This window comes from Bifidobacterium imperatoris, assembly GCF_002860405.1.
Lineage (GTDB): Bacteria > Actinomycetota > Actinomycetes > Actinomycetales > Bifidobacteriaceae > Bifidobacterium > Bifidobacterium imperatoris.
This window is the reverse complement of the sequence record NZ_NMWV01000006.1, coordinates 82,885-109,186: the sequence shown is the minus strand read 5'-3', so window position 1 is coordinate 109,186 and position 26,302 is coordinate 82,885. Positions and strand designations below refer to the sequence as shown.

Genomic DNA, 26,302 nt, shown 5'->3' with positions numbered 1-26,302 from the left:
GTTGGTGCTGCCTTCGTGCCGACCATCGCCACATGGCTGTCCCACAACTGGGGCGTCCACTCCGTAGGCCTCTACCTCGGCGTGATGGCCGTGTGCTGCCTGGTCGCCGTGATGACCTGCCGTGAGACAAAGGACGTGGACTTTACCAAGTAAAGTCCACGGCTGGTTTCCGGCTTCGCGATTGCCTATAAGTTGCAATCGCTCACTTCGCCTACGAAAGCCCACTGGGCTTTCGCTTAACGGCTCAGCACGGACGTTGATTTCACGAAGTAGCCGCTTCCTTGGCTCCCCTTGTCAGGGGAGCTGGCTCGCGAAGCGAGTCTGAGGGGTAGTCATACACCATGCAGTTTCTGAATGAAACTACCCCTCAGTCACTCCGTGACAGCTCCCCTGACAAGGGGAGCCCAAGTTCCGAAAAACAACGTGTCACGTTGTGAAAATCTTTGATTCCACAACGTGAACCCCCTGAGGACTTTTCCAAATGAACAGGACTAAACCTGCATATCGGAAAAGCCCACAAGGAAAACCACAGCAGATTTCTGCACTACATCAAGCAGAACGTAAGTAAGTAATACTCACCCCATAAATAAACAAATAAATATAAAGGAGCGCCAAAATGGCAGCAACTATCTGGTACGAGAAGGACGCCGATCTGTCCGTGTTCGATGGCAAGAAGGTCGCCATCCTGGGCTACGGCTCTCAGGGCCACGCTCACGCACTGAACCTGCGTGACTCCGGTGTCGACGTGGTCGTCGGCCTGCGTCCTACCTCCAAGTCCGTTGAGTTCGCCAAGGAGCAGGGCCTGGAAGTCAAGTCCGTGCCTGAGGCAGTCGCTGAGGCTGACGTTGTGATGATCCTTCTGCCTGACCAGTACCAGGCCAAGGTCTACAAGGAAGATGTTGAGCCGAACCTGAAGCCGGGCGCTGCTCTGGCCTTCGCTCACGGCTTCAACATCCACTACGGCTACATCAAGCCGTCTGAGGATCACCCGGTGTTCATGGTTGCCCCGAAGGGCCCGGGCCACATCGTTCGTCGTGAGTACGCTGCTGGCCGTGGCGTCCCGGTCGTCGTCGCTGTTGAGCAGGATCCGGACGGCAAGACCTGGCCGCTGTGCCTGGCTTACGCCAAGGCTCTGGGCGCTCTGCGTGCAGGCGCCATCAAGACCACCTTCACCGAGGAGACCGAGACCGATCTGTTCGGCGAGCAGGACGTCCTCATGGGCGGCATCAACCACCTGTGCGACATGGGCTTCGACGTGCTGACCGAGGCTGGCTACCAGCCGGAGATCGCTTACTTCGAGGTGTTCCACGAGCTGAAGATGCTCGTTGACCTCGCTAACGAGGGTGGTCTGAACAAGGCTCGTTGGTCCTGCTCTGACACTGCTCAGTACGGCGACTACACCTCCACGGTCATCACCGAGGAAACCAAGAAGCGCATGCAGTACCAGCTCAAGCGCATTCAGGATGGCTCCTTCGCCAAGGAGTTCATGGATGACCAGGCTGCTGGCGCTCCGAAGTTCAAGAAGCTGCAGGAAGAGTACTCTCACCCGCACCTCGAGACCGTTGGCCCGAAGCTGCGCGCTATGTTCTCCTGGAACAACGGCCCGGCCAAGGATCAGGATGAGGCTGAGTCCTTCAACGGCAAGATCGCTCGTACCCAGGTTCAGTGATTGCTCAGTGACACTCGCCTGCTAATACAGCGAAATCACTGACCTTACTTACCAGGGTTTGCAATAAGGCTGCTGGCTGCACATGATGTGCGGCAGCAGCCTTTTTCTATTTGATGAGATATGGCACAGAGATGTGCGCTGCGATATCGCACGGCGATATTGCATAATGAGCAAATGTCCAAAAATGCGCGAAAGGCAGCTCACGTTGTGGGACGCACGCAGGCCGAAGCGCTGTTCTCGATAGGATAGACCTCAGTTTCCGGGTCGCGCCCACAAGGCGACACCCGCCACGCTTGAGATAGTCCGGCTTTTGCTGGATGCCCAAACGCGCATTGCGAGCAATTTGCATCATGCGCAACCAAACAACACCGTGTGCCGGCAAGAATGACGGCACGCAGCTTTACAAGGAGTGCTTAATGGCTGCACAAATCTGGTATGAAAACGACGGTGACCTCTCCGTGCTCGAAGGCAAGAAGGTTGCCATTATTGGTTACGGCTCTCAAGGCCACGCTCACGCACTGAACCTGCGTGACTCCGGCGTTGACGTGGTCGTCGGCCTGCGCCCGACTTCCAAGTCCGTTGAGTTCGCCAAGGAGCAGGGCCTCGAGGTCAAGTCCGTGCCGGAAGCCGCTGCTGAGGCCGACATCATCATGATCCTGGCTCCCGATCAGTACCAGCGCACGATTTGGGCCAACGACATTGAGCCCAACATCAAGCCGGGTGCTGCTGTCGCTTTCGCTCACGGCTTCAACATTCACTACGGTTACATCAAGCCCACCGAGGATCACCCGGTGTTCATGGTCGCTCCGAAGGGCCCGGGCCACATTGTGCGTCGTGAGTACGCTGCTGGCCGTGGCGTCCCGGTTGTGGTGGCCGTCGAGCAGGATCCTCGCGGCGACGGCTGGGCTCTGACCCTGGCCTACGCCAAGGCTCTGGGCGCTCTGCGCGCCGGCGCCATCAAGACCACCTTCAAGGAAGAGACCGAAACCGATCTCTTCGGTGAGCAGAACGTGCTCATGGGTGGCGTGAACAAGCTCGTCGAGATGGGCTTCGAGGTCCTCACCGACGCTGGCTACCAGCCGGAAATCGCCTACTTCGAGGTCTGCCACGAGCTGAAGATGCTCGTCGACCTGATGAACGAGGGTGGTCTGAACAAGGCTCGTTGGTCCTGCTCTGACACCGCTCAGTACGGTGATTACACCAACACCGTTATCAACGAGGACTGCCGCAAGCGCATGGAATACCACCTGCAGCGCATCCAGGATGGCTCCTTCGCCAAGGAGTTCATCGACGATCAGGATGCCGGCGCCCCGCACTTCAAGGAGCTGCAGGAGAAGTACTCCAACGAGCGCATCGAGACCGTTGGCCCGAAGCTGCGCGCCATGTTCTCCTGGAACAAGGATGGCGTGAAGGATGCCGACGAGGCCAACTCCTTCACCGGCAAGATCGCTCGCGCCCAGGTTCAGTGATTTCACGGTTCCTAGCCGAGCCGCTGACTAACGCATAGCAAAAGGCCGCCGCCCTGATTAATTTCAGAGCGGCGGCCTCATTTGTTGTGCCACGCTAATGCATTTCGTGCTTATTTGCACTGGCGTGGCATGACACCGTGCCACGCCAGCGCATAATCGAATGATTTGCGTCCGTGTGGCAAAGTTTTGGCCACTTTGGGGCTGATTTAACGCAAAGGTTGTGCCACGCCAACGCATATTGCGCTGATTTGCACTAGCGTGGCACAGAAAGACGCCTATCGAAGCAGCCAAACGCTAGTATCGGCGGGGAGCTTACCGTCGGCAGTCAGCGGGCCGGACGTGAGCACCACATCACCTTCGGGCAGAGCAAGCGGAGTGCTGCCGAAGTTCGTCACCGAAGTGAACGCTCGGCCCTCGGTTGCTAGGCGAGTGTATGCCACGACATCATTACCCATATCCACCTGAGTTGCGGACGTGTCACGCGTGGCGGTCAACGTTTCCTGGCGAATCGCCAAAGCCGTGCGGTACAGCGTGTACATCGAATCCGGATCGGCCTGCTCCACATCAGCGCAGTAATCCTTAAACCAGAGCGGCTGCGGCAGATGCGGGTCGGCGGCCGGAGCGATGCCATCGGCCTGCATAGCAGGGGAGAAGCCGAACGATGCGCCCGTGCCGAACTGGCCGGCTGCGCACAGCGGCACATGATTCTCGCCACTGCCATCATCAGCAGGCTCGGGCAAGCTGAAATCAGCAAGCTTTGGCTCGTCGGCAGCAGTCCATGGCAGAGGCACACGGCAGCCATCGCGACCTTTATCCATCGTGGCCTGATTCGTGTGGAAAGCAGTCGGATCTTCAAGATGATCCCACGGAATATCGGCCACTTCGAACAGACCCAGTTCCTCGCCCTGATAAATGTAAGCAGCACCCGGCAGACCGAGTTCCATAAGCGCGGCGGCGCGGGCGCGGCGGGTGCCCAGCTCGCGATTCTCTGGGTACGTGGTTCCATTGCGCAGCAGCCAATCGTGCGGCAGCTGGTGGTACGGTGCGCCCTTGACCTGCGGAAGGCCATAGCGGGAGGGGCTGCGCGGCACATCGTGATTGTTCATCACCCACGTGGTGGTGGAGCCGTTCGTTTCAGCGGCGGCCTTGAGGCCGGAGGCGATTGCCGAACGGAATTCGTCGGCGAACCAGTTGGCCTCGGCGAAATCAAAATTGAAGGACTGACCAAGCTCGTCCATCGAAGCGTACAGATGCTGATGCTCAGGCACCACCCAAGCCTCGGCAACGGCGAAGCGCGGCGGATTGTATTCGTTGAACACTTCGCGCCACTCGCGGTAAATATCATGCACTTCGCGGCGATCGAACAGCGGATGGGAGAAATCATGGCACAGCGCGCCGGTGGAGCTGTACTCGCGGCCAAGCTCCTCAAGCGGCTTGGATTCCAAGTCCTTGGCCAGGCCGTGCGCCACATCGATGCGGAAGCCGTCGGTACCGTGGTCGGACCAGAATCGCAGCGTCTTCTTGAACTCTTCATGGATGTCCGGATTCTTCCAGTTCACATCCGGCTGAGCCTTATCGAACAAATGCAGATACCACTGGCCATCAGCTACACGCGCCCAGGCCGGGCCGCCAAAGAAGGACTGCCAATCGTTCGGCGGCAATTCACCATGCTCGCCGCGACCTTCGCGGAAAATATAGCGATCGCGTGCGCGGGAGCCGGGCTCGCTGGCAAGTGCCTCTTGGAAGAAGACGTGCTTATCGGCAGTATGGTTGGGCACAATGTCGACAATGACCTTGATGCCGGCTGAATGGGCGGCTTTAACCATGGCGTCGAAATCATCCATAGTGCCGAGGCGCGGGTCGACATTACGGTAGTCGATGACATCGTAGCCGCCATCGGCAAGGTCAGACGGATAGAACGGGGATAGCCAAATAGCATCCACGCCGAGATGCTGGAGATAATCCATCTTTTCGGTGACGCCGGCAATGTCGCCGAGGCCGTCGCCGTTGACGTCCTTGAAGCTGCGCGGATAAATCTGGTAGACGACTGCCTGCTTCCACCAGTCGTCATTGAGATTGTTGGCGGTCATTGAAGGCTCCTTTTACGGGTTTGTTATTGGGTTTTGATGTAAGTGCTACTGCGCTTCATTGCAATGTCATGACAACGATATCATGAATATATGCAAAAGAGAAATCAATGATTTAAGTGCGTTGTATGGCAACGTAGTCAAATCAATGGTCAGTAATCAGAGCAATGATTGATTATGAATTAATTCAATGATTATGCGCGAGGCGGTGCAGTGGTTTCACGCAGCATCAGCAGTGCATCAGGCCGCTGGAACGCTGGCTCAATCGGCTTACCGGCGATGGCATCCAGTGCCATCTGGCCTGCCGCTGCGCCCATCGCAAAAGGATCCTGATGCAGCGTGGTCAGGCCCACTGCTTGAGCCAAATCCAAATCATCAAAGCCAACAATAGATACATCCTGCGGAACCTGCCGACCATACTGGCGCAGGCGGAACAGGGCAGGCAATGCCATCTGATCATCCTCAAAGCAGAATGCAGTGATATTGGCTGGCGCAGTGAGCACGGCATTGAGCACAGCACTGGCTTCATTTTCGTTGCGCGGCACCTGAAGATGCGTTACTTCGACATCTGGATGCGCTGCGGCGGCATCCAGCAATCCCTGTAAACGGGCTTCAGCACTGTATTTCATGCTGGTCACAATGGTCTCACCGCCCACGAAAGCGATATGGCGGTGGCCAAGTGCAATCAGATGCTCAATGGCGGAACGAGTGGCGGAACGGTCATCGATACTAACGCCCGCGTCGAATCCCTCGTTGGAAGGGATGTTAATGCCGATAATCGGCACATGCATATGCTTGAGGCGCTCCACTTCGCTGGGCTCAATATTGAACGAGCTGACTACCACGGCATCGGCATTGCGGCGCACAGGCAGGTCGGCGAAGAAGGCCTGGCGTTCGCCGGCATTGCGCATCGGGTAGGGGACTGTGTCATACCCTGCAGGGCGGAGTACGGAATCAAGTCCGGCAAAAATATTGGAATTAAACCATGTAGTAATGGTTTCGCTGGCAAGTAACGCAATGCGGAAGGACTGGCCGGACTTCAGCGCGGCAGCCGATCGGGAAATCGAATAGTCCAGCTTTTCGGCTGCGGCCATGACCTTGTCGCGGGTTTCGGGAAGCACGAGGTCGGGCTTGGCGAATGTGCGGGACACTGTGGATACAGAGACTCCCGCTTCCTGAGCCACTGCCTGAATGCTTGCCTTGGTCATGCCGCCCCTATCGTTGTATCGATTGCCGATTGCTTCGGAATCATTATTATGACAACGATATCATAGCGATAGGGGCGGTTGAATGCGTTATCTTCCGCGCATTACCGCGGAGAGTGACTGTACGCGAGGCAAATCGAAGACCTCGCCGGTATGCACCACATGCTCATGCTCGTCAGCCAACGGCACTCGCCAGTTCGAATATTCGCTGGAGGTGCCCGGCTGATTTTGTGTGCGATGTTCGCCTACGCCGTCCACCAATGCCGCCTGCAGCAGCAGCGATGGCGTATCGGTAAGCATCGCGTGCATGGCCTCGACGATTTCCTGAATGTGATTCGGCACATCGTCTGCCACAGATTGCGGAATATAACCGCTGGCCACAAGTCGATTCATCATCGCAGTGCGCTCGGCCAATGCCGATGCCGCAAACGATTCCACCGGTTCGCTCAGCAGATGCAGCTTCTCGCGCAGATGCACATGCTCAAAGTTCAGGTAGCCAGCGGTCGGCGGCAAATCGTGAGTGGTCACGGAGGCCAACGCCTGCTTGCGGTATTCGCTCGGTTCCTTATAAGGATCGCCAGCATTCGGCGAATCGTCCACGCGGGCGAACCATTCCACATCCGTGCCGAGTACGCCATGGTCGGCCAGGACCTGCCGCACATATGCCGGTACAGTGCCGAGGTCTTCGCCGATAACCATGCCGCCTACGCGTGTGGCTTCAATGGCCAGCACGCCCAGCATTGCCTCATGGTTGTACATCACGTATGCGCCGTTCTTGGCTCCGAGACCCTGCGGAATCCACCACAGGCGGAACAGTCCGAGTACATGATCGATGCGCACGGCACCGGCATGCTCGTACATGGAATGCACCATTTCGCGGTACACCTTATATCCGGTGGCTTCAAGATGCCGCGGATTGAACGGAGGCTGGCCCCAATCCTGACCTTGCTGGTTGTAGAAGTCTGGCGGGCAGCCGACCGTAACCGAGCCGGTGGCAAAACGCTCAGGATTGGCCCACGCGTCTGCGCCAAGGCCATGCACGCCAACCGCCATGTCCTGCATCAAACCCAATGCCATGCCATGATTAAGCGCGGAGTGCTGTGCCTCATTCACCTGTTCGGAGGCGATCCATTGCAGCCAACGATTGAATTCAAACAGATCTTGATGCTCGGCCACGAGTGTTTGCACGGCTGAATCGTCAATGTTCTTCTCAAAGAACCAACGATTCTCACCCCAAGGCGCACCCCAGATTTCAAAGCACAGGCACCACGTGGCAAAGGAATCGAGGTCAGGGCCTGCTTCCGCCTTGAAATGTGCGAACTGCTGCTCTCGTTCGGCGCTGCGGCCGGCGTCGAAAATCAATCGCAATGCCGGGCGCTTGGCTTCCCATGCCGTGTTGATGTCCATTGGCGTGACCTCGTCGTTGCGGAATGCCACGGACTCGTGCAGCGCATCGACCTGTGCGCGGATCTCGGCGGGCAGAGTAGCGTATTCCGGAATATCCTGCGGACGAATGTAGGTCACATTCAAGAATCGGCGAGATTCCGGCAAATACGGCGAAGGCTCCAGCGGAGGAATTGGTGCGCCGGCGTGAATCGGGTTGATCAGCATGAAGTCGGCGCCGGACTTTTCCGCAGCATCTTGCGCGAGGCGCTTGAGGTCGCCGTAATCGCCGATTCCCCATGACTCAGGGGAGCGCACGGAATACATCTGGACCATCCAGCCCCAGCGCTGGTGTTCGGCTACTGCGTGAGGTACGGCAATGCGCGCTGGTGCATTGATGATGGTGGCAGTGCCGTGGCGATCGTCTGCAGTGACTGTCAGCGTATGGTAGCCCATCGGTAAGTCGGTATCTAAGGTCAGATCCATCTGGCCGGAATTCAAATCAGGAATCAGAGCGATGGATTCGTAGGTGCCGCCGTCTTCAAGGGTGACTGATGCAGTGACATCGGTATCTGCAGAACAGTTCAGGGTGATGGTGGCTGGTTTGCCGTAGTTGGTGACGATAGTTGGGTTTAGCAAACGTTTGCTGTTTTCGGCTTCGATATTGGCGATGGACTGTTCGATAGCCTCATCGGTGGAGGCGTCAATATCGAGGGCCTTGAGTACTGCGACTAATGCTGCGTCGCTGATTTCCGTATATGTGCCCAGCTGGTCGATGAATGAAGTGGCTACGCCTGCGGCCTTGGCAAGTTTGATAAGCGGGCGGGCCAGTCGTGCTGGGCTTTCCGTTTGAGGTTGTGGCTGCGCTTGCGCGTGTGCCTCCTGCGGTTGCGGAGTGTTATGGGATGCCGCTTCATTGCTGCATGTACCAGTCATAGGAAACTCCTTGCTTCTCTTGCATCTTTGCTCTTCGTTTGCATTACTGCTCTATAGCCTCTCCGCGTTGAGGTACCAGTAAAAAGGGCAGGCTAATGATCAAACGTGCTGATATCAAAGTAGCTCAAATTGACAACGATTGCAATAATGCGGAGTTTTGATAAAGTGCGCCCCTCCGTGCGCCGCATTTCCGGGAATGCGGCGCACGGGGCCTGTATCCACGCCGTATTCCGGAAAATGCGTCGTGAAACGCATTGTGAAACGTCCCTTTTGCGTCGCATTTCGGGGAACGTGGCGCGTGAAGCCCGCAAATGTGACGCATTCCGGGTATTGCGTCGCCGAGGAAGTGTTTTAAACGGGTTTTGTGACGCATTTCCGGGAATGTAGTGCTGCGCGAGCCTGTTTGCGCCGCATTTCCGGGAATGCGGCGCGCGAAGGGGCGGGTGCCCCAGCTGGGCGCGTAAAAACTTGAGCGAAGCACGCTCAACTTTTTGTGATGAATTTGGGAATAGAACTTGCTAATTGGAAGTTGAGTGATGTAGGCTCAAGTTTGGAAGGTCCGAGAGCCTCCAAGAAGTTCGGAAGAAACTCGGAAGGGTTTCAGAAGGATTCCTCAAGGAACTTGGGCGAGAAACGTAAGAACGAATAAACAAGACAAAAGGAGCACACATTATGGCACGTGCAGTTGGTATCGATTTGGGTACTACGAATTCCTGCATCGCAACGCTGGAAGGTGGCGAGCCCACCGTTATCGTGAACGCTGAGGGCGCTCGCACCACGCCGTCCGTGGTGGCATTCTCCAAGTCCGGCGAAATCCTCGTCGGCGAAGTGGCCAAGCGTCAGGCTGTCACCAACGTTGACCGCACTATTTCTTCTGTGAAGCGTCACATGGGCACCGATTGGACCGTTGAAATCGACGGCAAGAAGTGGACCCCTCAGGAGATTTCCGCACAGATTCTGATGAAGCTGAAGAGGGACGCTGAGGCTTACCTCGGCGAGCCCGTTACCGACGCCGTCATCACCTGCCCGGCATACTTCAACGATGCTCAGCGTCAGGCAACCAAGGACGCTGGCAAGATCGCAGGTCTGAACGTCCTGCGTATCATCAACGAGCCGACCGCAGCCGCACTGGCTTACGGCCTTGAGAAGGGCAAGGAAGACGAGCGCATCCTGGTCTTCGACCTCGGCGGCGGCACTTTCGATGTCTCCCTGCTGGAGATCGGCAAGGACGACGATGGCTTCTCCACCATTCAGGTTCAGGCCACCAACGGTGATAACCACCTGGGCGGCGACGATTGGGATCAGAAGATCATCGATTGGCTGGTTTCTGAAGTCAAGAACAAGTACGGCGTTGATCTGAGCAAGGACAAGATTGCCCTGCAGCGCCTGAAGGAAGCTGCTGAGCAGGCGAAGAAGGAGCTCTCCTCCTCCACCTCCACCAGCATCTCCATGCAGTACCTGGCCATGACCCCTGACGGCACCCCGGTCCACCTGGATGAGACCCTGACCCGTGCTCACTTCGAGGAAATGACCTCCGACCTGCTCGGTCGCTGCCGCACCCCGTTCAACAACGTGCTGCACGACGCTGGCATCTCCGTGTCCGACATTGACCACGTGGTGCTGGTCGGTGGCTCCACTCGTATGCCTGCTGTCAAGGAGCTCGTCAAGGAGCTCACCGGCGGTAAGGAAGCCAACCAGTCCGTGAACCCGGATGAGGTTGTGGCTGTCGGCGCTGCTGTGCAGTCCGGCGTCATCAAGGGCGACCGTAAGGACGTGCTGCTCATCGATGTGACCCCGCTTTCCCTCGGTATCGAAACCAAGGGTGGCATCATGACCAAGCTCATCGACCGCAACACTGCTATTCCTACCAAGCGTTCCGAGGTCTTCTCCACCGCTGAAGACAACCAGCCGTCCGTGCTGATTCAGGTCTACCAGGGTGAGCGTGAGTTCGCTCGCGACAACAAGCCGCTGGGTACCTTCGAGCTGACCGGCATCGCTCCGGCTCCGCGTGGCGTCCCGCAGATTGAGGTCACCTTCGACATCGACGCCAACGGCATCGTGCACGTTTCCGCTAAGGACAAGGGCACCGGCAAGGAGCAGTCCATGACCATCACCGGTGGTTCCGGCCTGCCGAAGGACGAGATCGATCGTATGGTCAAGGAAGCTGAAGCTCACGAGGCTGAGGATAAGAAGCGCAAGGAAGACGCTGAGACCCGCAACCAGGCTGAGGCCTTCGCCTACAGCACTGAGAAGCTCGTCAACGACAACAAGGACAAGCTCTCCGATGACATCGTCAAGGAAGTCACCGAGAAGGTCAACGCTCTGAAGGAATCCCTGAAGGGCGACGACACTGAGAAGGTCAAGACTGCTCAGACCGAGCTGATGACCGCTGCTCAGAAGATCGGCCAGGTGCTGTACGCCCAGCAGGGTGCTGAAGGTGCCGCTGCCGGCGCTGGTGCTGCTGGTGCTTCCGCTGGTTCTGCTTCCTCTTCCTCCGACGATGACACCGTCGAGGCTGAAGTTGTGGATGACGATGACGATAAGGGCAACAAGTGATGTCCGAGTTCAATAAGGACGACTACCTGAACGACCTGCCCGACGCAGACGATTTGGCTTCGGCCGCGTCTGCTGACGGCCAGGCCGCTCAGGCCTCTTCTGAGGCGGATTCCAACGCTACTGCTGGTTCCGCCGCTGCCGATTCCTCCTCGGCTCCCGCTAACGGCGCTGCCGCGTCTGGTACCTCTTCGGCTCCCTCTGATGAGGGAGCTGGCGCGGCGAAGTCCGCGACTGAGGGAGAGACCCCGGCGAACGCCGGAGACCAACAGTCTGGCGAAGGCCAGCCTGCCTCCGACAACGCCAATGCCGAAGACACCCTCACCCCGCTTGGCAAGGCCAAGAAGGAAGCTGCTGAATACCTCGAGGCCCTTCAGCGCGAACGTGCGGAGTTCATCAACTACCGTAATCGCGCGCAAAAGGAGCAGGAGCGTTTCCGTCAGCACGGCATTATCGATGTGCTGACCGCGCTGCTGCCGGCGCTCGACGATATCGATCGCATTCGCGAACACAGTGAGATGGATGATTCCTTCAAGGCTGTGGCTGCGAAGATCGACAAGGCGTTCGAGAAGTTCGGCGTTGAGAAGTTCGGCGAAAAGGGCGAGGACTTCGACCCTACCAAGCATGAGGCAATCCTGCACAAGCCGGATGCTGATGCTGAGAAGGAAACGGTGGATACCGTGGTCGAAGCCGGCTACCGCATCGGCGACCGCGTCATCCGCGCCGCCCGAGTAGTAGTAGCCTCCCCTCACAACTGATTTCGCAAGCATATATGCAACGGAGTGTGGGGCAGAGGGGAACATCGTCAGACCGTAAGCTTGGCCCATTGTGCTTCGCACAATCGTCGCAACAAGTTGCTCCCCTCGCCTGTGGGCAGTCCACTGGACTGTCCACTAGACGGCTCGGCAGCCTTGAGTGTGTCGGACGATGTTCCCCTCTGCCCCACACGTCCTAACACTTACTCTTTTACTAATTTCATAATTAAAGACTTTCAAGAAAGGAGACATGAATGGCTGAAAACGAATGGCTGAGTAAGGATTTCTACAAGGTCCTTGGTGTCTCCAAGGACGCCTCAGACGAGGACATCAAAAAGGCGTACCGCAAGCTTGCCCGTAAGTATCACCCGGATGTGAACAAGACCAAGGAAGCCGAAGAGAAGTTCAAGGATATCTCCGAGGCTTACGACGTGCTGAGCAAGAAGGAGGATCGCCAGAAGTATGATGCGATTCGCCAGTTCGGCATGGGAGGCGCTCGCTTCGCTGGTGGTTCCGGTTCTGGCGGCTTCGATGCTTCCGGTTTCTCCGACATCTTTGGCTCCATGTTCGGCGCTGGCTCGGGTATGGGCGGCAATGGTTCGCGTATCCGCTTCTCCACTTCGGGCGGCGGCAATCCGAATCTGAACGATATCTTCTCCATGTTCGGTGGCGCTGCTGGTCAGGGTGCTGGCGCTGGCTATGGCCAGTCACCGTATGGTAACGCTGGCGGCTACTCCTATGAGGAGGCTCCGCGTCCGGAAAATGGTGAGGACCGAAATTCCAAGATTGCTTTGACGCTGCGTCAGGCGGTTAAGGGCGCTACGGTTTCCTTGTCTGTGGACGGCAAGAAGTTCAAGGCTCATGTGCCGGCAGGCGTTAAGGATGGCCAGAAGATTAAGCTGGCTGGCAAGGGTAAGCCTGGTATTAACGGCGGTCGCGCTGGTGATTTGTACCTGCACGTTACTGTCAAGCCGGACGATACCTTCTCCATGCGCGGGCATGACATTGTGATGGATTTGCCTGTTACCGTGGGCGAGGCTGTTGCTGGCGGCAAGGTTGAGGCCAAGGACATCGATGGCAATCCGGTGACGTTCAAGGTGCCGGCTGGCTCGAGTTCTGGTGCTGAGATCAAGCTCGCTGGGCTGGGTGTGAAGCGTGGCAATCAGCCGGGTGATTTGATTGGTCGCGTGCAGATTATGGTGCCGGCTAAGCCGGGACTGATGCTGAAGCACGCAGCCAAGGAATTTGATGAAAAAGCCGGCGACTATCTGCCCCGATAATCCTCAGCTTTTGCTGTGAAGCAAAGCTGACTCGCTGGTTTCGGCTTGCTGGTCGGTGACTTTTCCTCCTCCGGCTCCCCTCTATGAGGGGAGCTGTCGGCAAAGCCGACTGAGGGGAGAGCCAGCTCAAGAGAATCAAACATAACGATCTATATGGAGGTGCACAATGGCGCGAACAGTCAATCAGATGCGGCAGCTTTACGCCATGTGCGCCACTGCTTTGGTGATGGGCCGCGCCGACCTTGATGGTGCTGATGAGGTCGGCTTCGACATCGAACTGCCCATTTTCACTGTGGGCCAGGCTGCTGAGCTGGCCAATATTCATCCGCAGACTCTCCGTCAGTATGATCGATTGGGTCTGATTCGTCCACAACGTACCGGTGGTGGCGCTCGCCGCTATTGCCTGCGTGATATCGCTCGTCTGGCTCGAGCTCAGCGGTTGAGTCAGGATGAAGGCATTAATCTTTCCGGCATCGCGCGCATTCTGGAACTCGAAGAAGAGAACCGGCAGTTGCGCCGCGAAGTCAAGCGCATGCAATCCAATGGTGAGGAAAGCGTGTTCGCTGCTGGTCGTGATGGCAATATCGTTGAGGTGCAGCGCTCGAATCGCGCGCGTCTGTGGCGTAATGCAATTCGCCGCGAGACCCGTGAACTACCGGGGCGCTCATCATTCGCCAATCGTGCTGATACTGGCGATTCTCGGACTAGCTCTTCCGACGACTCCAAATCCATGGTCCTCTGGGGTTGGTGACGCGCACTGCTGTCGTGCTGGCTTGGTGCAATAGTTTGTACATACACATCCGACTACGCCAAACCGTAAATGGAGGAAATCATGCTGCTCAAGGCTGTGTTTTGGGATTTAGACGGCACGCTTATTGACTCGGAGCCGCTCTGGCATGATGGTGAAATTGAGATTGCTCATGCTAACGGTGGCGAATGGAATGAGGAACTGGGCTGGATGTGCTCTGGTACGCCGGTTCCGAACGTGGCGCGCAACATGATTGAGCGCGGCTGCAAGCTCAGCGTTGAGGAGATTGATAAGCAGCTTAAGGATTACGTGTTCAACGCGGAGGTTCGTCAGCTGCCGTGGATTCCTGGCGTGCGCGAAGTGCTGCATTCGCTCAAGGACGCTGGCATTCCTTCCATGCTGGTTACTACGTCTCCTCGCCGTATGGCGGACAATATCATGGCGCAGTCGGAAGGTCTGTTTGCCGGTTATGTGTGCGGCGATGATCCGTATGAGCATAAGCCGAATCCTGCTCCTTATTTGGCCGCTGCCGCAAAGCTCGGCATCGCTAAGGAAGATATGGCTAAGTGCGTTGTGCTGGAGGATTCGGCTGTGGGTCTTCAGGCTGGCGCGGCTTCTGGTGCCACGTTGATTGCGCAGACCGGCTGGATTCGTACGGATAACTCGGGTCTCGGCCAGTTTGCTTCCATTGATTCCTATGACGGCATTGATGCTCACGCGCTGGATGCCTTTGTGCGCCAGCGTTTGGGTGCCTAGCTGTTCTGTGTTCTGCTGCATCGGATGATTACATTCATTCGATGCAGTGGTTTATACCCATAACAGTTGCGCCAAAGGTCGTATTGCTCCCAGCTCAGTAGTTGAATCTTTGCAAAACCTTAGCGTCTGCTTAGCTTCTGAACGTTATCTTTGAGATGACCAACTGGTAAGGTGGTTGACGGTTTCAAGACGAATGTCTGGCCGGTTGCCCCGGTCCGGTTAGCGTCTTACAGAACGAATGCGAATACTGCTTTCGCTCGAATTTCATAGGAATAGCATGGGTTTTATTAATTTTATTCTCGAGCTGCTTAAAGATCCGCGTGCGGCTATTGCTGGTTGGATTGCCATGGGTGTGGCGCCGACCTTGGGCTTTATCTTCCTGATTGTCTTTATTGAAACCGGCGTGGTCTTCTTCCCGTTCCTGCCGGGTGATTCGCTGCTGTTTGCCGCCGGTGTGTTTGCGGCTCCTGATGCGGCGACGGGTAAGGCCGCATTGCCGTTGCTGTACCTGCTGCCGGTAGTGTGGACTGCACCGATTATTGGCGATCAGTGCAACTACTTCATTGGTCATTTCTTTGGCCGTCGAATCATCCAGTCTGGCAAGGTCAAGGCCATGACTCCTGAGCGTATCGCTAAGACTGAAGGCATGATTGAGAAGTGGGGCCCGCTGGCTGTGTTCTTGGGTCGATTCTTCCCGTTTATTCGTACGTTCATGCCATTCATCTCAGGTATTTCCGGCATGCGTTGGAGCCGTTTCACTCCGTTCTCTGTGCTGGGTGGTTTGACGTGGTCCACGCTGTTCACGCTTCTGGGCTACTTCTTCGGCAACATTCCGGCTGTGCAGGATCACTTCGAGCTGGTGATTGTGCTCATCCTGTTGGTCTCCTTGGCTCCGACCATTGTGGGATTGTTCAAGGCTAAGTTCGGCAAGAAGAAGCCGGCTGCTGAGGGTGATGCTGAAGCTCCCGCTCATGTGAAGTTGACTGATTCTCAGCTGGATACGTTGGAATCCGGTATTGAGAACCTCGGCAACAAGTGATGTTGGTTGGTTCGTAAGCAACTCTGACTAGTAAGGCAGCCAGCCTGTTCGCGACTGTGAAACGGTGTGTGAAACATTCCGTGGAACCTCTCGTGAAACAGGCTAGCTGCCTTTTTGTTATCCACATTTGTTGTGGATGACACGCCGGGGTGTGGATAACTTGGCAAGCTAGAACCACATAGGTCGGTTTCGATTGCATGGCTGACAGTTACTACGATTCAATCGGTCTATGAACACAACTACGTCACTTCAGCCGGTCACTATTACAAGACCGCTTAGCCTTTCTGCAACGGTGGCACCATCGCCGGTGCCGCTCCCTACGGCACCGCCCAGTCAACCGCATCCAAAGCCCGAACGCAGTGTGAGAACAGTTCCCGGTCCGGAACCACGATTGCATTACTATTCTCCGGCATCCAGGCCGGCACGACCACTGAGCTCATGCAGACGCCAGCGTTCCAACGATTCGCCCGGTGTTACTCCGTCTACGGACGTAAAACTGCACAATATTGTGGCGATGACATCCAGTCACAGTGGCATGGGACTCAGCACCACTGCTGCGATGCTGGCCTGGACGTTGGCTCAACGAGACCTCAGTTGCGCTTTGATCGATGCTGATTTTGCTTCCGGCTGTTTGGATTTATTGCTCGGAGTGGAGCGAGAGCCAGGATTGCGTTTCAATCAGATTTGTGCACCGCTTGGCAATGTTGAAGGCGAGGTGCTCGGCGGCGAGCTGATTTGTTGGGAAAACGTGCGTGTGCTGCCATACAACCCGTGGATTGGGCTCCGCCCGAATCAATGGGAAGTACAGGCTGTAGTTCGTGCGCTCGCATCCGCCAACGATGTGGTGATTGTGGATGCGGGGCAAGGGGAATTAGTGCAAACCATCCCAGATTTGAACCATGCCATGCATTTTATGGGTGCTGAACTTTCCGTCATGGGGCTGGCTCGTGCCAGAACGCATCGAGCCAAACTATCCACATGGGATTGCCCGACGCCCCAAATCATAGGGTTCTCGCCTCGCGGGGCTCCACGCGGACGTGGAGAAGTGAGCATGGCGGAAGCGGAAACATACCTGACCTCTGAAATTGTGGGGCCAATAAAGCCGAGCGCACATTTATGCGGAGACGTGCTGGAGGGACTCGGTATCCGTGCCGTACCCAAATGCAATCGCAGAGCAGTGAATCGTCTTGCTGACATAGTGGAACAGTCGATACGTAAGGCGGTGAACGATAATGACAGTCACAATGATTGACGCTTCACGGCCAACGCAGGCGCAACACCCGAAAACACCAGTGATCTCTTTCGGACTGCTCTCTGAGCTAGCCGACGACCCGGAAGTAACCGATGTGGCGGTTACTTGTGAGGGGCTCGTATGGGCTGATAGGGGAGAAGGTATGCGGGAGCATCATTTGCATGTACCATTCCGGTCTCCAGCAGTGGTGAGGGAATATGCGGTGCAATTATGCGCGCAATTGGGGCGCAGACTTGATGATGCCTGCCCGATTGCAGACGCTTCCAGTGTGGAAGGTGTCCGCGTTCATGCGGTTATAGCGCCACTAGTGCCACAAGGGGCAGCCATCTCTATACGATTCCCCAGCATAGAGGCTGTGACGCTGCAGCAACTAGCGTGCAACTCCATGTTTCCTATGAGTTGGTTGCCTCTCCTACAAGGACTTGTGCACGGCAAAGCAACGATTTTAGTTACAGGCGGCACCGGATCCGGTAAAACCACGCTGGTTAAAGCGCTGCTTGCTGAATGCGATCAGTATGAGCGCATTGTGACTGTGGAAGAGGTACGTGAGCTTGGCGCATGCAATCACGCTAATTATGTGTCGCTAGCTGCTAGAGAAGCGAATGTGGAAGGTGCTGGTGCCGTGGGTCTTACGGAGCTTGTTAAGGCAACGCTTCGTATGAGACCTGACCGTGTGGTGCTTGGTGAATGCCGTGGAGAAGAAATCGTAGACCTACTGCGAGCATTCAATTCGGGGCATCACGGGGGTATGACCACGCTACATGCCGATAGCGTGGCACGTGTGCCATCGCGCCTGGTGTCTCTTGGTTTGCTGGCGGACGTTACTCCACAGGCAATGACCATGTTGGCACAAGATGCGTTCGATGCGGTATTGCATGTGGAACAAGTGAATGGACGCAGGCATATTGCACAAATTGGGCTGCTCTATGGAATGGACGGAACTCTGGAAGGTCTACCGTTGGCTCGATGGTCTGGTTCCGGCGAACCGTGGTATTCGCCTGAATGGCTGCGATTCTTGATGTCTTGGAGCAAGCCCAATGGTGTTATATGGCTGGACGATACTGACAATGACTTGTACCAAGGGGAATGGAATTGCACTACTTGTGCGCCGCAATGGTGATGGTCGCCATACTGATATGGCCGCAGTCAAACAGTGCTGTTCGTCTGCGGAAGAAATGCCATGCCCAAGGCGCTCGCTATGACGTATTGCAGACAACTTCCCCGATACGTCGCAGAACCCAGCGCATTGGCATTGCACAGGCGTTAACTGCAATGATTGCACGCCTGAACAGCGGCGGTACGCTGCTCGAAGCATGTGAAGATATGCACGGGAGCCGTTTTGCAACCGCAAGATTAACGCACATCAGGTTGCTGGTCATGTTTGAGAAGATTCGCTTGCCTGATGAAACCTATCATCAGGCAGTTCGTGTATCTCAAGGCGTGCATGCAGCAGCGCAAGTCAGCGAACGGTTGGGGTGCCGGGCATCGCCATGCTTGGAAGTGGTGCTGGCGGCATATAGGCAGATGAGATTACTCCAGCATGCGCAAGAGCAAGCGCTCGCAGTGCCCAAGGCCACGGTCGGATTACTGAGCGCATTGCCAGCAGCAACCGTGGCGCTTGGCGAACTGATGGGAGCACATCCGCTGAATGTTTTGCTGGGATCTACGCGTGGATTAGTGTGCCTGATTTCAGGAGGATGCAGCTATGCGGTGGGTTTGCTGTGGGTCCAAGCGTTAATACGAAAGCATTCGTGATGGAATCAATGTGGATCGGTATTGCTGCGGCATGCGCTGCGTTGGCATCATGGTTGTACTGCAAGCCTGTGGTGGCAATCGGTCGATTGCGTAATGCCATGAACGGTGACAGTGATTATCCGACTATTCCAGATGATGCGTTGCAACCCATGTTGATATTACGGTTGCTGCGCGTGGCAGTTGCTCAGGGGTCTTCGATTCCTGCTGCGTGCGAAGCTGTTGGTAACGCAGTCGGAGGCGAGATCGGCGCAGCATTGGAGCAGGTTGGGTTGAGACTGCAGCAAGGTGTGCGCTGGGCTGATGCGTGGCGTATCGCGGAGTGTAACCGCGGTAATACCGCACAATCAGAGAATGATTTTCACGTGAATGAGCAGATAAGAGCTAACGCTAATACGCGTACTGACAGCAAAAATGTTGACAGTTATTTGACGATGATTCGTTTGGCATTGGAACCATCCTGGATGCATGGCGATGCGCCTGGTGTGAGGCTCGAAGCCACTCTGGAGCAAATGGATAGCGATGAACGTTCTGTCATCGAACGCAATGCGGCAAAACTTTCTGTGAAACTACTGCTGCCAACAGGATTATGTTTTTTGCCGGCTTTTATAGCAATCGGTGTCATTCCCTCAATTGTTTCTTTTGTGATGTAGCAAGAGATTGACCTGTTTCTGCCGCAATGCTCTGAGCGTGCTCGCGCACGTATCCACATTTGTTGTGGATGACACGCCGGGGTGTGGATAACTTGGCAAGCTAGAACCACATACCCCGTTTCAGCGTGCAATCTGCCACTACATCCTTCACAGTGGAATGCACCTCATGCCGGTGCTTTAACCGGTGTGAGGGCCACCAATATCACAATCTCCAACCGCCATTACCGAACGCTTATGAACTGCATAGTTGCTGTTCAACAAGCTGAAAGGAACCAGTATGACAGAACTGATACTTGCCGAGCATCGGCCGGATCCTGTGCTGAGAGCGCGCGATGGCATATGCCGCATGCGTTCTCGAATCCATCAACGTATATGCCTGATGGACGCCCAGTTGCGTACGTTTATGGAAAACCCTGAAGAAGGTGCGGCTACGGCTGAATATGCGGTAGTACTTGTGGCTGCCACAGGCTTTGCTGCGCTTCTCGTAACAATCCTCAAATCTGATGCGGTGAAAACACTGCTGCTCAACATCATCAAAAAAGCGTTGAACGTTGGGTGATAGCCATGGTGTTCTCGCATTATCGATGTTGGCGGGCGCGATTGCCTCCGCAACCAGAAGAAGGATCGGCTACAGCAGAGTTCGCTGTAGTGCTGCCCAGTGTTATAGCCATTGCTGGCTTGATACTGGCATTGGGGCGCGTGGTCATGGTGACGATGGACTGCGATTCCGCAGCATCGGCAGCGGCTCGCACAATGATGGTTTCCGGTGACGAGACGGCAGCCCAACACGCTGTAGCGCAAATCGTTGGAGCCAACAGTGCTGTGGCTATACGCCAATCGGAGCAAGCCATACACGTGCAAGTTACTTGTCCGGTATTGCCTGGCCCCATGAATCTCACGCCTGTGCAGGTTAAAGCGGAATCGACTGCGATGCTGCAGTAGCGGATGCCGTGTTTGCTATTCGGACTCCAGTAAGGAGACAGCCAATGATGAGAGCGCGTTTTGAAGAAGGATCGGGCACTGTGGCAGGTGCCACGCTCGTTATGGTAACCGCAGTGGTGCTTGCGCTTATTGCCAGTATCGGCAATGTGATGCTCTGCCATCACAAAGCGCGCTCCATCGCTGATTTAGCAGCGTTTAACGCAGCCTATGCATTGTGGAACGCAGATACTAGCCAGCCGTGCGCGCTCGCAGAACATGTAGCTTCTGCTAACGGAGCCTCAATGATTGAATGCGAGATGCAAGACGACGATGTTCGACTGATTATCGCGGTAACAACTCAAGTGCCATTAGCACCCAAAGTCACGCAGGAAGCGAGAGCCGGACCTATAGCATGCGAGTAAGTATCGCAGCATTAGGCATCCATCCAGACGCATGGCACGTATGAGCAGACGCATTAGTATGACTCGATTCCATCGAGTGTGACTGAGCGCATAGCAAACTTCGATTTTTGCTCTGGCGCTCTCTCGCCTCCATTAGCTATGGTGAAAGGCATGACCGAAAGTGAACGCAGCGAACGTCGCACCACCGTGGGATTGGTAGGCAATCCCACCTCAGACAAAGGCCGAGGAGCCAAAATCGATGCACAGGTATTAGACCTGCTCCATGAAGCAGGCCAAATCCATGATTTCGATGTTGTGGATCTTACCGGCCAGAGTTTCGACGATTCGCTGAATCGTGCACGTGAACACGCTCATGAATACGACTATTTGGTTGTAGTCGGCGGCGACGGCATGATTGCGCTCGGTGCGAATGCCGTGGGGTGCAGCGGTAAGCCGTTGGGCATCGTGGCAATAGGTTCGGGCAATGATTTTGCGCGAGGGCTGAGATTGCCGGTGAACCGTATCGAGACTGCAGTGGAAGGCATTGTGGGAGCCATTGTGCGTGGCTCTCATATAGACGTAGATATGGGGCGTGTGACCTCTCTCGAGGGCGGATACGCAGTGAATCCTTCCACGGGTAGCGAATACGAAATGTCAGAAGGCGTTTCAGCGACACAAGCTTTCCCCATCGATCGCTACTATGCCGGAATGCTGTCTTGTGGCATCGATGCCAGCATTAATGATCGTGCGAATCATTCGCACTTGCCGAACGGCAGCCTGCGATACTTTGCTGCAGTGTTGGTGGAGCTCACTCAGATGAAGCGATACGGGTACCACGTCAAAGCCACATTGGCTGATGGTTCTACGGATGAACGGGATATCATCTCACCGCTGCTGACCGTTGCGAATTCGCGACATATTGGCGGCGGTATTGAAGTCTCGCCATACTCATGCTTCTCGGACGGATTGCTTGACCTCGTATGGATGGATCATGTGCCGAATTTCCATGAGTGCACGGTGGCGATTTCCAATGCATACAACGGCCGACTACTTGCATCCCAAGTCTTCGGTTGGAAACGCATTCGTGAAATCGAAATCACGCGTGCTGAAGAGGGCGACGAACCGCCTATTCTTATGGCAGATGGCGAGTACATTGGCCATCTGCCTGTACGAGTAGTGGCGGAAGACCGTGCATTGCGTGTTCTCGTGCCACCTGCCGTGGCGGCACAAGAAGTTGATGCCAAAGAGCGTGTGGCTGAAGCCATTGCGCGAGATGGTCGTGATCCGGTTACAGGCGTATTCCTCTGATTCGTCGGTGACTGCTTCACCGCGTTGTCGTATCAGTCATTGCATGGTGCTGGATAAATCAGCGGCTACGCTATATAGCCTTCAATGTGCAATGTCTGAGCCATAACCTGCTTGATGGTTTCATCACTGATGGATGGGTGCGAACGGACCAGTGAAATCAGTCCGACAATCAGCGTGAAGAACGTCTCGTGTACATTGCTGATGGGCAACCCATGCATTTGCTCAAAGTCACGCACAGTAGTTTGAGCAATGTAATCAGCGATGCGATCTGCAGCGCGGTCGATGAATTTGATGTACAGTTCAGCGTTGCCATCTTGTATCATGCGATTGGAGAATGGGCTCTCGTCTGCGATAAGCGCACGTATCAAGTGCACCATGTCATCCATGGCCTTGTTTACGTTGCCGATTTCACGAGCGTGATTCCACTGATCGAGTCGGTTAAGGATTTCATCAATCACATCATCCAGCACGGCATCAGCTACGGCATCTTTATCAGGAAAATAGTGGTAGAACAACGAACGAGTCATGCCCACTTCACCGGCGATATCTGAAACGGTGATTTTGGAGAATCCCTTTTCCAAGCAGATTTTGCGAGCGGCTCGCACAATAGCTTCGCGTCGAACATCACCACGGCTGGCGCGTCGCTCCTCGAAGTTCTCGTCCATGAGTACCTCCTGATGACAACCGTTATTGACACTATGTTAATACCTGTAAGCGTGTACGATTATTCGCCGGTTCGCACGCAAATATTGAGGGCAAGGTAGGTTAGTAGCTATGGCACTTGCACTGTATCGACGCTATCGTCCGGACACCTTTGAAGGAGTAATCGGCCAGGACCAGGTTACTGTTCCGCTGATGCGAGCCCTAGACGAGGGCAAGCTTACGCATGCCTATCTATTCTCCGGTCCGCGAGGCTGCGGCAAAACTAGTTCTGCCCGTATCCTCGCGCGTTGCGTCAATTGCGCCAAAGGCCCCACCTCCCATCCCTGCGGAGAATGCCCCAGTTGCAAGGACCTGGCCACCGGAGGCCCAGGTTCCATTGACGTGGTAGAAATCGACGCGGCTTCACACAACGGTGTGGATGATGCTCGAGAATTGCGCGAACGCGCTGGATTTGCCCCAGCCCGCGATCGCTACAAGATTTTCATCCTTGACGAGGCTCATATGGTCACGCAGCAGGGCTTCAACGCACTGCTTAAGATCGTTGAAGAGCCACCTGAGCATGTGATGTTCATCTTCGCCACCACCGAACCAGATAAGGTGATTGGCACTATTCGCTCACGTACACACCATTATCCGTTCCGCCTGGTGCCACAGGAGGTTATGGGCCCTTATCTGGAAAAGATCTGCGATAAGGAAGGCATTAAGCCCGAACCTGGCGTGCTCAAGCTTGCTATGCGCGCAGGCGGCGGTTCGATGCGAGACACACTTTCCGTACTCGACCAACTGATGGTTGGCTCTGTAGAAGGTGTTATTACGCATGATGCCGCTGTGGCTCTCCTCGGATTCACTCCGGAAGCGCTTATCGGTGAAGCCATCGATGCGGTTATCGACCATAACGGCGAAACTCTATACGGAGTGATTCAAAAGGTTGTGGTGGGCGGTTTTGACCCACGCCGCTTTGTGGAAGACCTTCTGGCTCGCGTGCGTGACCTACTGGTACTAACACTTGCCGGTGATTCTGCTGAATCAGTGCTGTCTGATACTGCCGAAGCAGAAGATATGGGTGATTTGCATCGTCAGGCTGCTGCTTTGGGCTTAGGCCAACTTACTGCCATGGCAGACATCATCAACGCCACATTGAGTTCCATGACCGGGGCAATTTCACCGCGTATGAGACTTGAATTACTGGCCGCTAGATTGCTTGCCGGCGCTGAATCAGGATTTGCGCTCGCTGCTACCGCGCCTACAGCTGGTGCGCCGGCTAATGCCGCCGCTACAAACTCGGGAAGCTCTGCTGGCGCTGGAGCGCAGCATCATGCGGCTTCGGGCGGCTTTGTGGGGGCATCGCGCAATGCGAATACGCAGCAAGCCAATCGTGGCGGATTCGTTGGTTCCTCGCGTAATACCACCCAAGGTGCGCAGCAACCAGCTCAGACGGTACCAACTCCGCAATCAAATGTGTCCACCAATGCATCTGATTGGACTGGAACTGTGACGGCTGAACAGTCTGTGCCTTCAGCGTCAGCTGCTCAGTCAGCTCCCACTCAGCAGCCGGCTTCTGGCCTGCAGTCTGCTGCAGCAGCCACTCCGGTCGCAGCTTCCGCTCCAGCCCCCGCGAACGATACCCGTTCTGTGGACGAAAAATGGGATGCAGCCGTTGCGGCATTGCCTGAAGCTATTCGTGAATATGTAACTCGCGCCAAAGTACCAACGGTAAAGTTTGGTACCAATCGCAAGGGCTTGCCATGCCTCTCGCTGACATTCGATCAATCGCTCAGTCAGCATGCCTTTGCGCTGGCTGTTGACTCGAACGGTAAGAAAGCCGCAATCGTAGTGCAAGACGCCGTACGCCAAGAGTTCGGCGCAACCACTGTTATTGCGCCTACGCCTGTTGCCGCCAACGGCGATCGAGTAGAGTCCATCAAACGCATGAGCCCTGAGCAGTTGGCTAAGGTCAAGCAGCAGATCGCATTGGCGAAAGCTGGTCTTGCCGCAGCAAGCTTGGGATCTGGACTAGGCATGCATACTGCCAGCGAGCCCAAGGAACAGAAGTCTGCGACTTCCAGTCATGCCGAAGAAGCTGAGGATGCCCATCGAGGGTCTGCGCAGCTTCCTGACGACGACCCTTGGGCTAAGCCGACAGGTGCGTCTCCGGTACAGAACCAGCCATACGCGGCCGGAAACCTTAGCACACCGGAACCTGCAGAAGAAGAGCATCATAAGAAGCACGTTGCAGTACCTGATACCAGTGATGGTATAGACCCCTGGGCTCAACCGGCCACGGCTCAGCCTCAGCCCCAAGCCAAGTCTCAGCCGGCAGTTCCGGATGCTATGCCTCCATCGGATATGGATCCGTGGAATCAGCCCAGCCCTGCGGCCACTGCGGACAATGATCCGTGGAACCAGCCAGCACCTCAAGCTCCAGTTGCTTCCGTGAATGATGATCCGTGGAATCAGCCAGCGCCAGCCATGCCGAATGCAGCGCCAGACCCTTGGAATCAGGCTCAGAATATGGCCGGGCCGAGCGGCTGGGAGCAGGCTCAGGAAGCACCGCAATCGCCACAATATAGTGCGGAACCCAGGGTGGAAGCAGACCCTTGGAATCAACAGTCAGCCAACTCCCGCATAGGTTCACAGCAGGATTCATCTCCCGAGCCGCCGATCGACCCGGAAGAAGACGAATACTCGATGAGCGACCAATCGCTCGGTGACTCTCGAGCAATGAGTTTGGACGATTTAAAGAAGATGTTTGAGGTGAAAGAGGTCAAAGAGTTTTCGGCTGATGATCCGCACAATCCTAAGAACATTCAGCCAGCCAAGAAGCACCTCGGCGAATAACGGTAAGGAGCAGTAAGCATGGCACTCGCCTATGATGGCGCCATTCAGCGTTTGATTGATGCGTTCGGAAACCTGCCCGGCATTGGGCCTAAGGGAGCGCAGCGTATTGCATTTTATCTGCTGTCCGCGCCGGACGATGAAGCGCGAGAACTGGCCGAAGCCATTGAAGAAGTGAAAGATAAAGTCCGGTTCTGCGATATTTGTGGCAATGTGTGCGAGACGAGCCCCTGCCCGATTTGCGCCGACCCTCGCCGCGACCACTCCGTAATCTGCGTAGTGGAAGAGCCCAAAGATGTGATGAGCATCGAACGTACGAGAGAATACCGTGGCCTTTACCACGTGCTCGGTGGCGCAATCAATCCAATGGCTAACGTGGGTCCTGCTGATCTTAAGATTCCAGGTTTGCTCAAGCGCTTGGAAACCAAGGAAGTCGCGGAAGTCATCATGGCACTTGACCCGAATATCGAGGGTGAGGCGACTACCAGCTATTTGACTCAGCTATTGCGCCCTGTGGGAGTAAAAATCACGCGTCTTGCCAGTGGCCTGCCAGTTGGCTCTGATTTGGAATATGCTGACGAAGTCACGCTTGGCCGCGCTCTTGCCGGCCGCCGCGAGGCCTGAAACCGCAGGCATA

22 protein-coding genes and 1 pseudogene are annotated in these 26,302 nt (G+C 55.7%); 19 read left to right on the top strand and 4 right to left on the bottom strand.

Annotation, left to right across the window (positions count from 1 at the left end; all coding sequences use genetic code 11):
- The 3 genes and pseudogenes from Tam1G_RS03170 to ilvC (Tam1G_RS03160) form a co-directional block, all read left to right on the top strand.
- Positions 1 to 153, top strand: a pseudogene (locus Tam1G_RS03170) (MHS family MFS transporter); the annotation flags it as partial.
- 463 nt (positions 154 to 616) lie between these two features.
- On the top strand, positions 617 to 1,669 hold the full coding sequence (ilvC, locus tag Tam1G_RS03165) for a ketol-acid reductoisomerase (protein WP_101625426.1): 1,053 nt from the start codon (positions 617 to 619) through the stop codon (positions 1,667 to 1,669).
- Positions 1,670 to 2,085: 416 nt separating this feature from the next.
- Positions 2,086 to 3,138, top strand: a complete 1,053-nt coding sequence (gene ilvC, locus Tam1G_RS03160; RefSeq protein WP_101625425.1) for a ketol-acid reductoisomerase — start codon at positions 2,086 to 2,088, stop codon at positions 3,136 to 3,138.
- 275 nt (positions 3,139 to 3,413) lie between these two features.
- Here the strand turns inward: ilvC (Tam1G_RS03160) and Tam1G_RS03155 are convergent, their stop codons facing one another.
- The 3 genes from Tam1G_RS03155 to malQ form a co-directional block, all read right to left on the bottom strand.
- Positions 3,414 to 5,228, bottom strand: coding sequence for a glycoside hydrolase family 13 protein (locus tag Tam1G_RS03155; RefSeq protein WP_101625424.1), 1,815 nt, complete (start codon positions 5,226 to 5,228; stop codon positions 3,414 to 3,416).
- Between the two features lie 191 nt (positions 5,229 to 5,419).
- Positions 5,420 to 6,433, bottom strand: coding sequence for a LacI family DNA-binding transcriptional regulator (locus Tam1G_RS03150; protein WP_101625423.1), 1,014 nt, complete (start codon positions 6,431 to 6,433; stop codon positions 5,420 to 5,422).
- 87 nt (positions 6,434 to 6,520) lie between these two features.
- Complete coding sequence (malQ, locus tag Tam1G_RS03145) at positions 6,521 to 8,749, bottom strand: 4-alpha-glucanotransferase (RefSeq protein ID WP_101625422.1); 2,229 nt, start codon at positions 8,747 to 8,749, stop codon at positions 6,521 to 6,523.
- 672 nt (positions 8,750 to 9,421) lie between these two features.
- Here malQ and dnaK point away from each other — a divergent pair.
- From dnaK to Tam1G_RS03075, 14 genes are all read left to right on the top strand, one after another.
- Positions 9,422 to 11,305 carry a molecular chaperone DnaK gene (dnaK, locus tag Tam1G_RS03140; RefSeq protein ID WP_101625421.1) on the top strand — a complete coding sequence of 628 codons (1,884 nt, stop codon included), beginning with the start codon at positions 9,422 to 9,424 and terminating at the stop codon, positions 11,303 to 11,305.
- Entirely contained in the window at positions 11,305 to 12,060 is a 756-nt protein-coding gene (gene grpE, locus Tam1G_RS03135) for a nucleotide exchange factor GrpE (protein ID WP_101625420.1), read from the top strand. Before dnaK ends, grpE begins: the two co-directional genes overlap by 1 nt.
- 251 nt (positions 12,061 to 12,311) lie before the next feature.
- Positions 12,312 to 13,337 (top strand): DnaJ C-terminal domain-containing protein, encoded by a 1,026-nt coding sequence (locus Tam1G_RS03130; RefSeq protein WP_101625419.1) that lies wholly within the window; start codon positions 12,312 to 12,314, stop codon positions 13,335 to 13,337.
- A 166-nt stretch (positions 13,338 to 13,503) separates the two neighbouring features.
- Positions 13,504 to 14,088, top strand: coding sequence for a heat shock protein transcriptional repressor HspR (locus Tam1G_RS03125; RefSeq protein WP_033890752.1), 585 nt, complete (start codon positions 13,504 to 13,506; stop codon positions 14,086 to 14,088).
- A gap of 81 nt (positions 14,089 to 14,169) precedes the next feature.
- Positions 14,170 to 14,841, top strand: a complete 672-nt coding sequence (locus tag Tam1G_RS03120; protein WP_033890751.1) for an HAD family hydrolase — start codon at positions 14,170 to 14,172, stop codon at positions 14,839 to 14,841.
- Between the two features lie 277 nt (positions 14,842 to 15,118).
- Positions 15,119 to 15,880, top strand: coding sequence for a DedA family protein (locus tag Tam1G_RS03115; protein WP_033890750.1), 762 nt, complete (start codon positions 15,119 to 15,121; stop codon positions 15,878 to 15,880).
- Positions 15,881 to 16,394: 514 nt separating this feature from the next.
- Complete coding sequence (locus tag Tam1G_RS03110) at positions 16,395 to 17,132, top strand: CpaE/TadZ family protein (protein WP_237746100.1); 738 nt, start codon at positions 16,395 to 16,397, stop codon at positions 17,130 to 17,132.
- Positions 17,125 to 18,252, top strand: a complete 1,128-nt coding sequence (locus Tam1G_RS03105; protein WP_081975056.1) for a TadA family conjugal transfer-associated ATPase — start codon at positions 17,125 to 17,127, stop codon at positions 18,250 to 18,252. Before Tam1G_RS03110 ends, Tam1G_RS03105 begins: the two co-directional genes overlap by 8 nt.
- A complete protein-coding gene (locus Tam1G_RS03100; protein WP_033890749.1) occupies positions 18,219 to 18,887 on the top strand; it encodes a pilus assembly protein in 669 nt (222 codons plus the stop codon). Before Tam1G_RS03105 ends, Tam1G_RS03100 begins: the two co-directional genes overlap by 34 nt.
- A gap of 149 nt (positions 18,888 to 19,036) precedes the next feature.
- Complete coding sequence (locus Tam1G_RS03095; protein WP_420308629.1) at positions 19,037 to 19,537, top strand: hypothetical protein; 501 nt, start codon at positions 19,037 to 19,039, stop codon at positions 19,535 to 19,537.
- 247 nt (positions 19,538 to 19,784) lie between these two features.
- The gene (locus tag Tam1G_RS03090) at positions 19,785 to 20,096 is read left to right on the top strand and encodes a DUF4244 domain-containing protein (RefSeq protein ID WP_337588784.1); all 312 of its coding nucleotides are present in this window, start codon (positions 19,785 to 19,787) and stop codon (positions 20,094 to 20,096) included.
- A gap of 5 nt (positions 20,097 to 20,101) precedes the next feature.
- Positions 20,102 to 20,479, top strand: coding sequence for a TadE family protein (locus Tam1G_RS03085; protein WP_051917370.1), 378 nt, complete (start codon positions 20,102 to 20,104; stop codon positions 20,477 to 20,479).
- A gap of 44 nt (positions 20,480 to 20,523) precedes the next feature.
- A complete protein-coding gene (locus Tam1G_RS03080; protein WP_051917363.1) occupies positions 20,524 to 20,880 on the top strand; it encodes an Rv3654c family TadE-like protein in 357 nt (118 codons plus the stop codon).
- Between the two features lie 150 nt (positions 20,881 to 21,030).
- Complete coding sequence (locus Tam1G_RS03075) at positions 21,031 to 22,167, top strand: diacylglycerol/lipid kinase family protein (RefSeq protein ID WP_033890745.1); 1,137 nt, start codon at positions 21,031 to 21,033, stop codon at positions 22,165 to 22,167.
- Positions 22,168 to 22,232: 65 nt separating this feature from the next.
- Here the strand turns inward: Tam1G_RS03075 and Tam1G_RS03070 are convergent, their stop codons facing one another.
- Positions 22,233 to 22,832 carry a TetR/AcrR family transcriptional regulator gene (locus Tam1G_RS03070; RefSeq protein ID WP_033890744.1) on the bottom strand — a complete coding sequence of 200 codons (600 nt, stop codon included), beginning with the start codon at positions 22,830 to 22,832 and terminating at the stop codon, positions 22,233 to 22,235.
- A gap of 109 nt (positions 22,833 to 22,941) precedes the next feature.
- Between Tam1G_RS03070 and Tam1G_RS03065 the strand changes: the two genes are divergently transcribed.
- Both Tam1G_RS03065 and recR read left to right on the top strand, forming a co-directional pair.
- The gene (locus Tam1G_RS03065) at positions 22,942 to 25,668 is read left to right on the top strand and encodes a DNA polymerase III subunit gamma and tau (RefSeq protein ID WP_034534698.1); all 2,727 of its coding nucleotides are present in this window, start codon (positions 22,942 to 22,944) and stop codon (positions 25,666 to 25,668) included.
- Between the two features lie 18 nt (positions 25,669 to 25,686).
- Positions 25,687 to 26,289: a recombination mediator RecR gene (recR, locus tag Tam1G_RS03060; RefSeq protein WP_033890743.1), complete on the top strand. Its 603-nt coding sequence runs from the start codon at positions 25,687 to 25,689 to the stop codon at positions 26,287 to 26,289.
- The last annotated feature ends 13 nt before the right edge of the window (positions 26,290 to 26,302 follow it).

Coding starts and splice junctions, on each gene's coding strand:
- ilvC (WP_101625426.1), top strand. CDS start 617: ATGGCAGCAACTATCTGGTACGAGAAGGACGCCGATCTGTCCGTGTTC.
- ilvC (WP_101625425.1), top strand. CDS start 2,086: ATGGCTGCACAAATCTGGTATGAAAACGACGGTGACCTCTCCGTGCTC.
- Tam1G_RS03155 (WP_101625424.1), bottom strand. CDS start 5,228: ATGACCGCCAACAATCTCAATGACGACTGGTGGAAGCAGGCAGTCGTC.
- Tam1G_RS03150 (WP_101625423.1), bottom strand. CDS start 6,433: ATGACCAAGGCAAGCATTCAGGCAGTGGCTCAGGAAGCGGGAGTCTCT.
- malQ (WP_101625422.1), bottom strand. CDS start 8,749: ATGACTGGTACATGCAGCAATGAAGCGGCATCCCATAACACTCCGCAA.
- dnaK (WP_101625421.1), top strand. CDS start 9,422: ATGGCACGTGCAGTTGGTATCGATTTGGGTACTACGAATTCCTGCATC.
- grpE (WP_101625420.1), top strand. CDS start 11,305: ATGTCCGAGTTCAATAAGGACGACTACCTGAACGACCTGCCCGACGCA.
- Tam1G_RS03130 (WP_101625419.1), top strand. CDS start 12,312: ATGGCTGAAAACGAATGGCTGAGTAAGGATTTCTACAAGGTCCTTGGT.
- Tam1G_RS03125 (WP_033890752.1), top strand. CDS start 13,504: ATGGCGCGAACAGTCAATCAGATGCGGCAGCTTTACGCCATGTGCGCC.
- Tam1G_RS03120 (WP_033890751.1), top strand. CDS start 14,170: ATGCTGCTCAAGGCTGTGTTTTGGGATTTAGACGGCACGCTTATTGAC.
- Tam1G_RS03115 (WP_033890750.1), top strand. CDS start 15,119: ATGGGTTTTATTAATTTTATTCTCGAGCTGCTTAAAGATCCGCGTGCG.
- Tam1G_RS03110 (WP_237746100.1), top strand. CDS start 16,395: ATGACATCCAGTCACAGTGGCATGGGACTCAGCACCACTGCTGCGATG.
- Tam1G_RS03105 (WP_081975056.1), top strand. CDS start 17,125: ATGATTGACGCTTCACGGCCAACGCAGGCGCAACACCCGAAAACACCA.
- Tam1G_RS03100 (WP_033890749.1), top strand. CDS start 18,219: ATGGAATTGCACTACTTGTGCGCCGCAATGGTGATGGTCGCCATACTG.
- Tam1G_RS03095 (WP_420308629.1), top strand. CDS start 19,037: ATGTTGATATTACGGTTGCTGCGCGTGGCAGTTGCTCAGGGGTCTTCG.
- Tam1G_RS03085 (WP_051917370.1), top strand. CDS start 20,102: ATGGTGTTCTCGCATTATCGATGTTGGCGGGCGCGATTGCCTCCGCAA.
- Tam1G_RS03080 (WP_051917363.1), top strand. CDS start 20,524: ATGATGAGAGCGCGTTTTGAAGAAGGATCGGGCACTGTGGCAGGTGCC.
- Tam1G_RS03075 (WP_033890745.1), top strand. CDS start 21,031: ATGACCGAAAGTGAACGCAGCGAACGTCGCACCACCGTGGGATTGGTA.
- Tam1G_RS03070 (WP_033890744.1), bottom strand. CDS start 22,832: ATGGACGAGAACTTCGAGGAGCGACGCGCCAGCCGTGGTGATGTTCGA.
- Tam1G_RS03065 (WP_034534698.1), top strand. CDS start 22,942: ATGGCACTTGCACTGTATCGACGCTATCGTCCGGACACCTTTGAAGGA.
- recR (WP_033890743.1), top strand. CDS start 25,687: ATGGCACTCGCCTATGATGGCGCCATTCAGCGTTTGATTGATGCGTTC.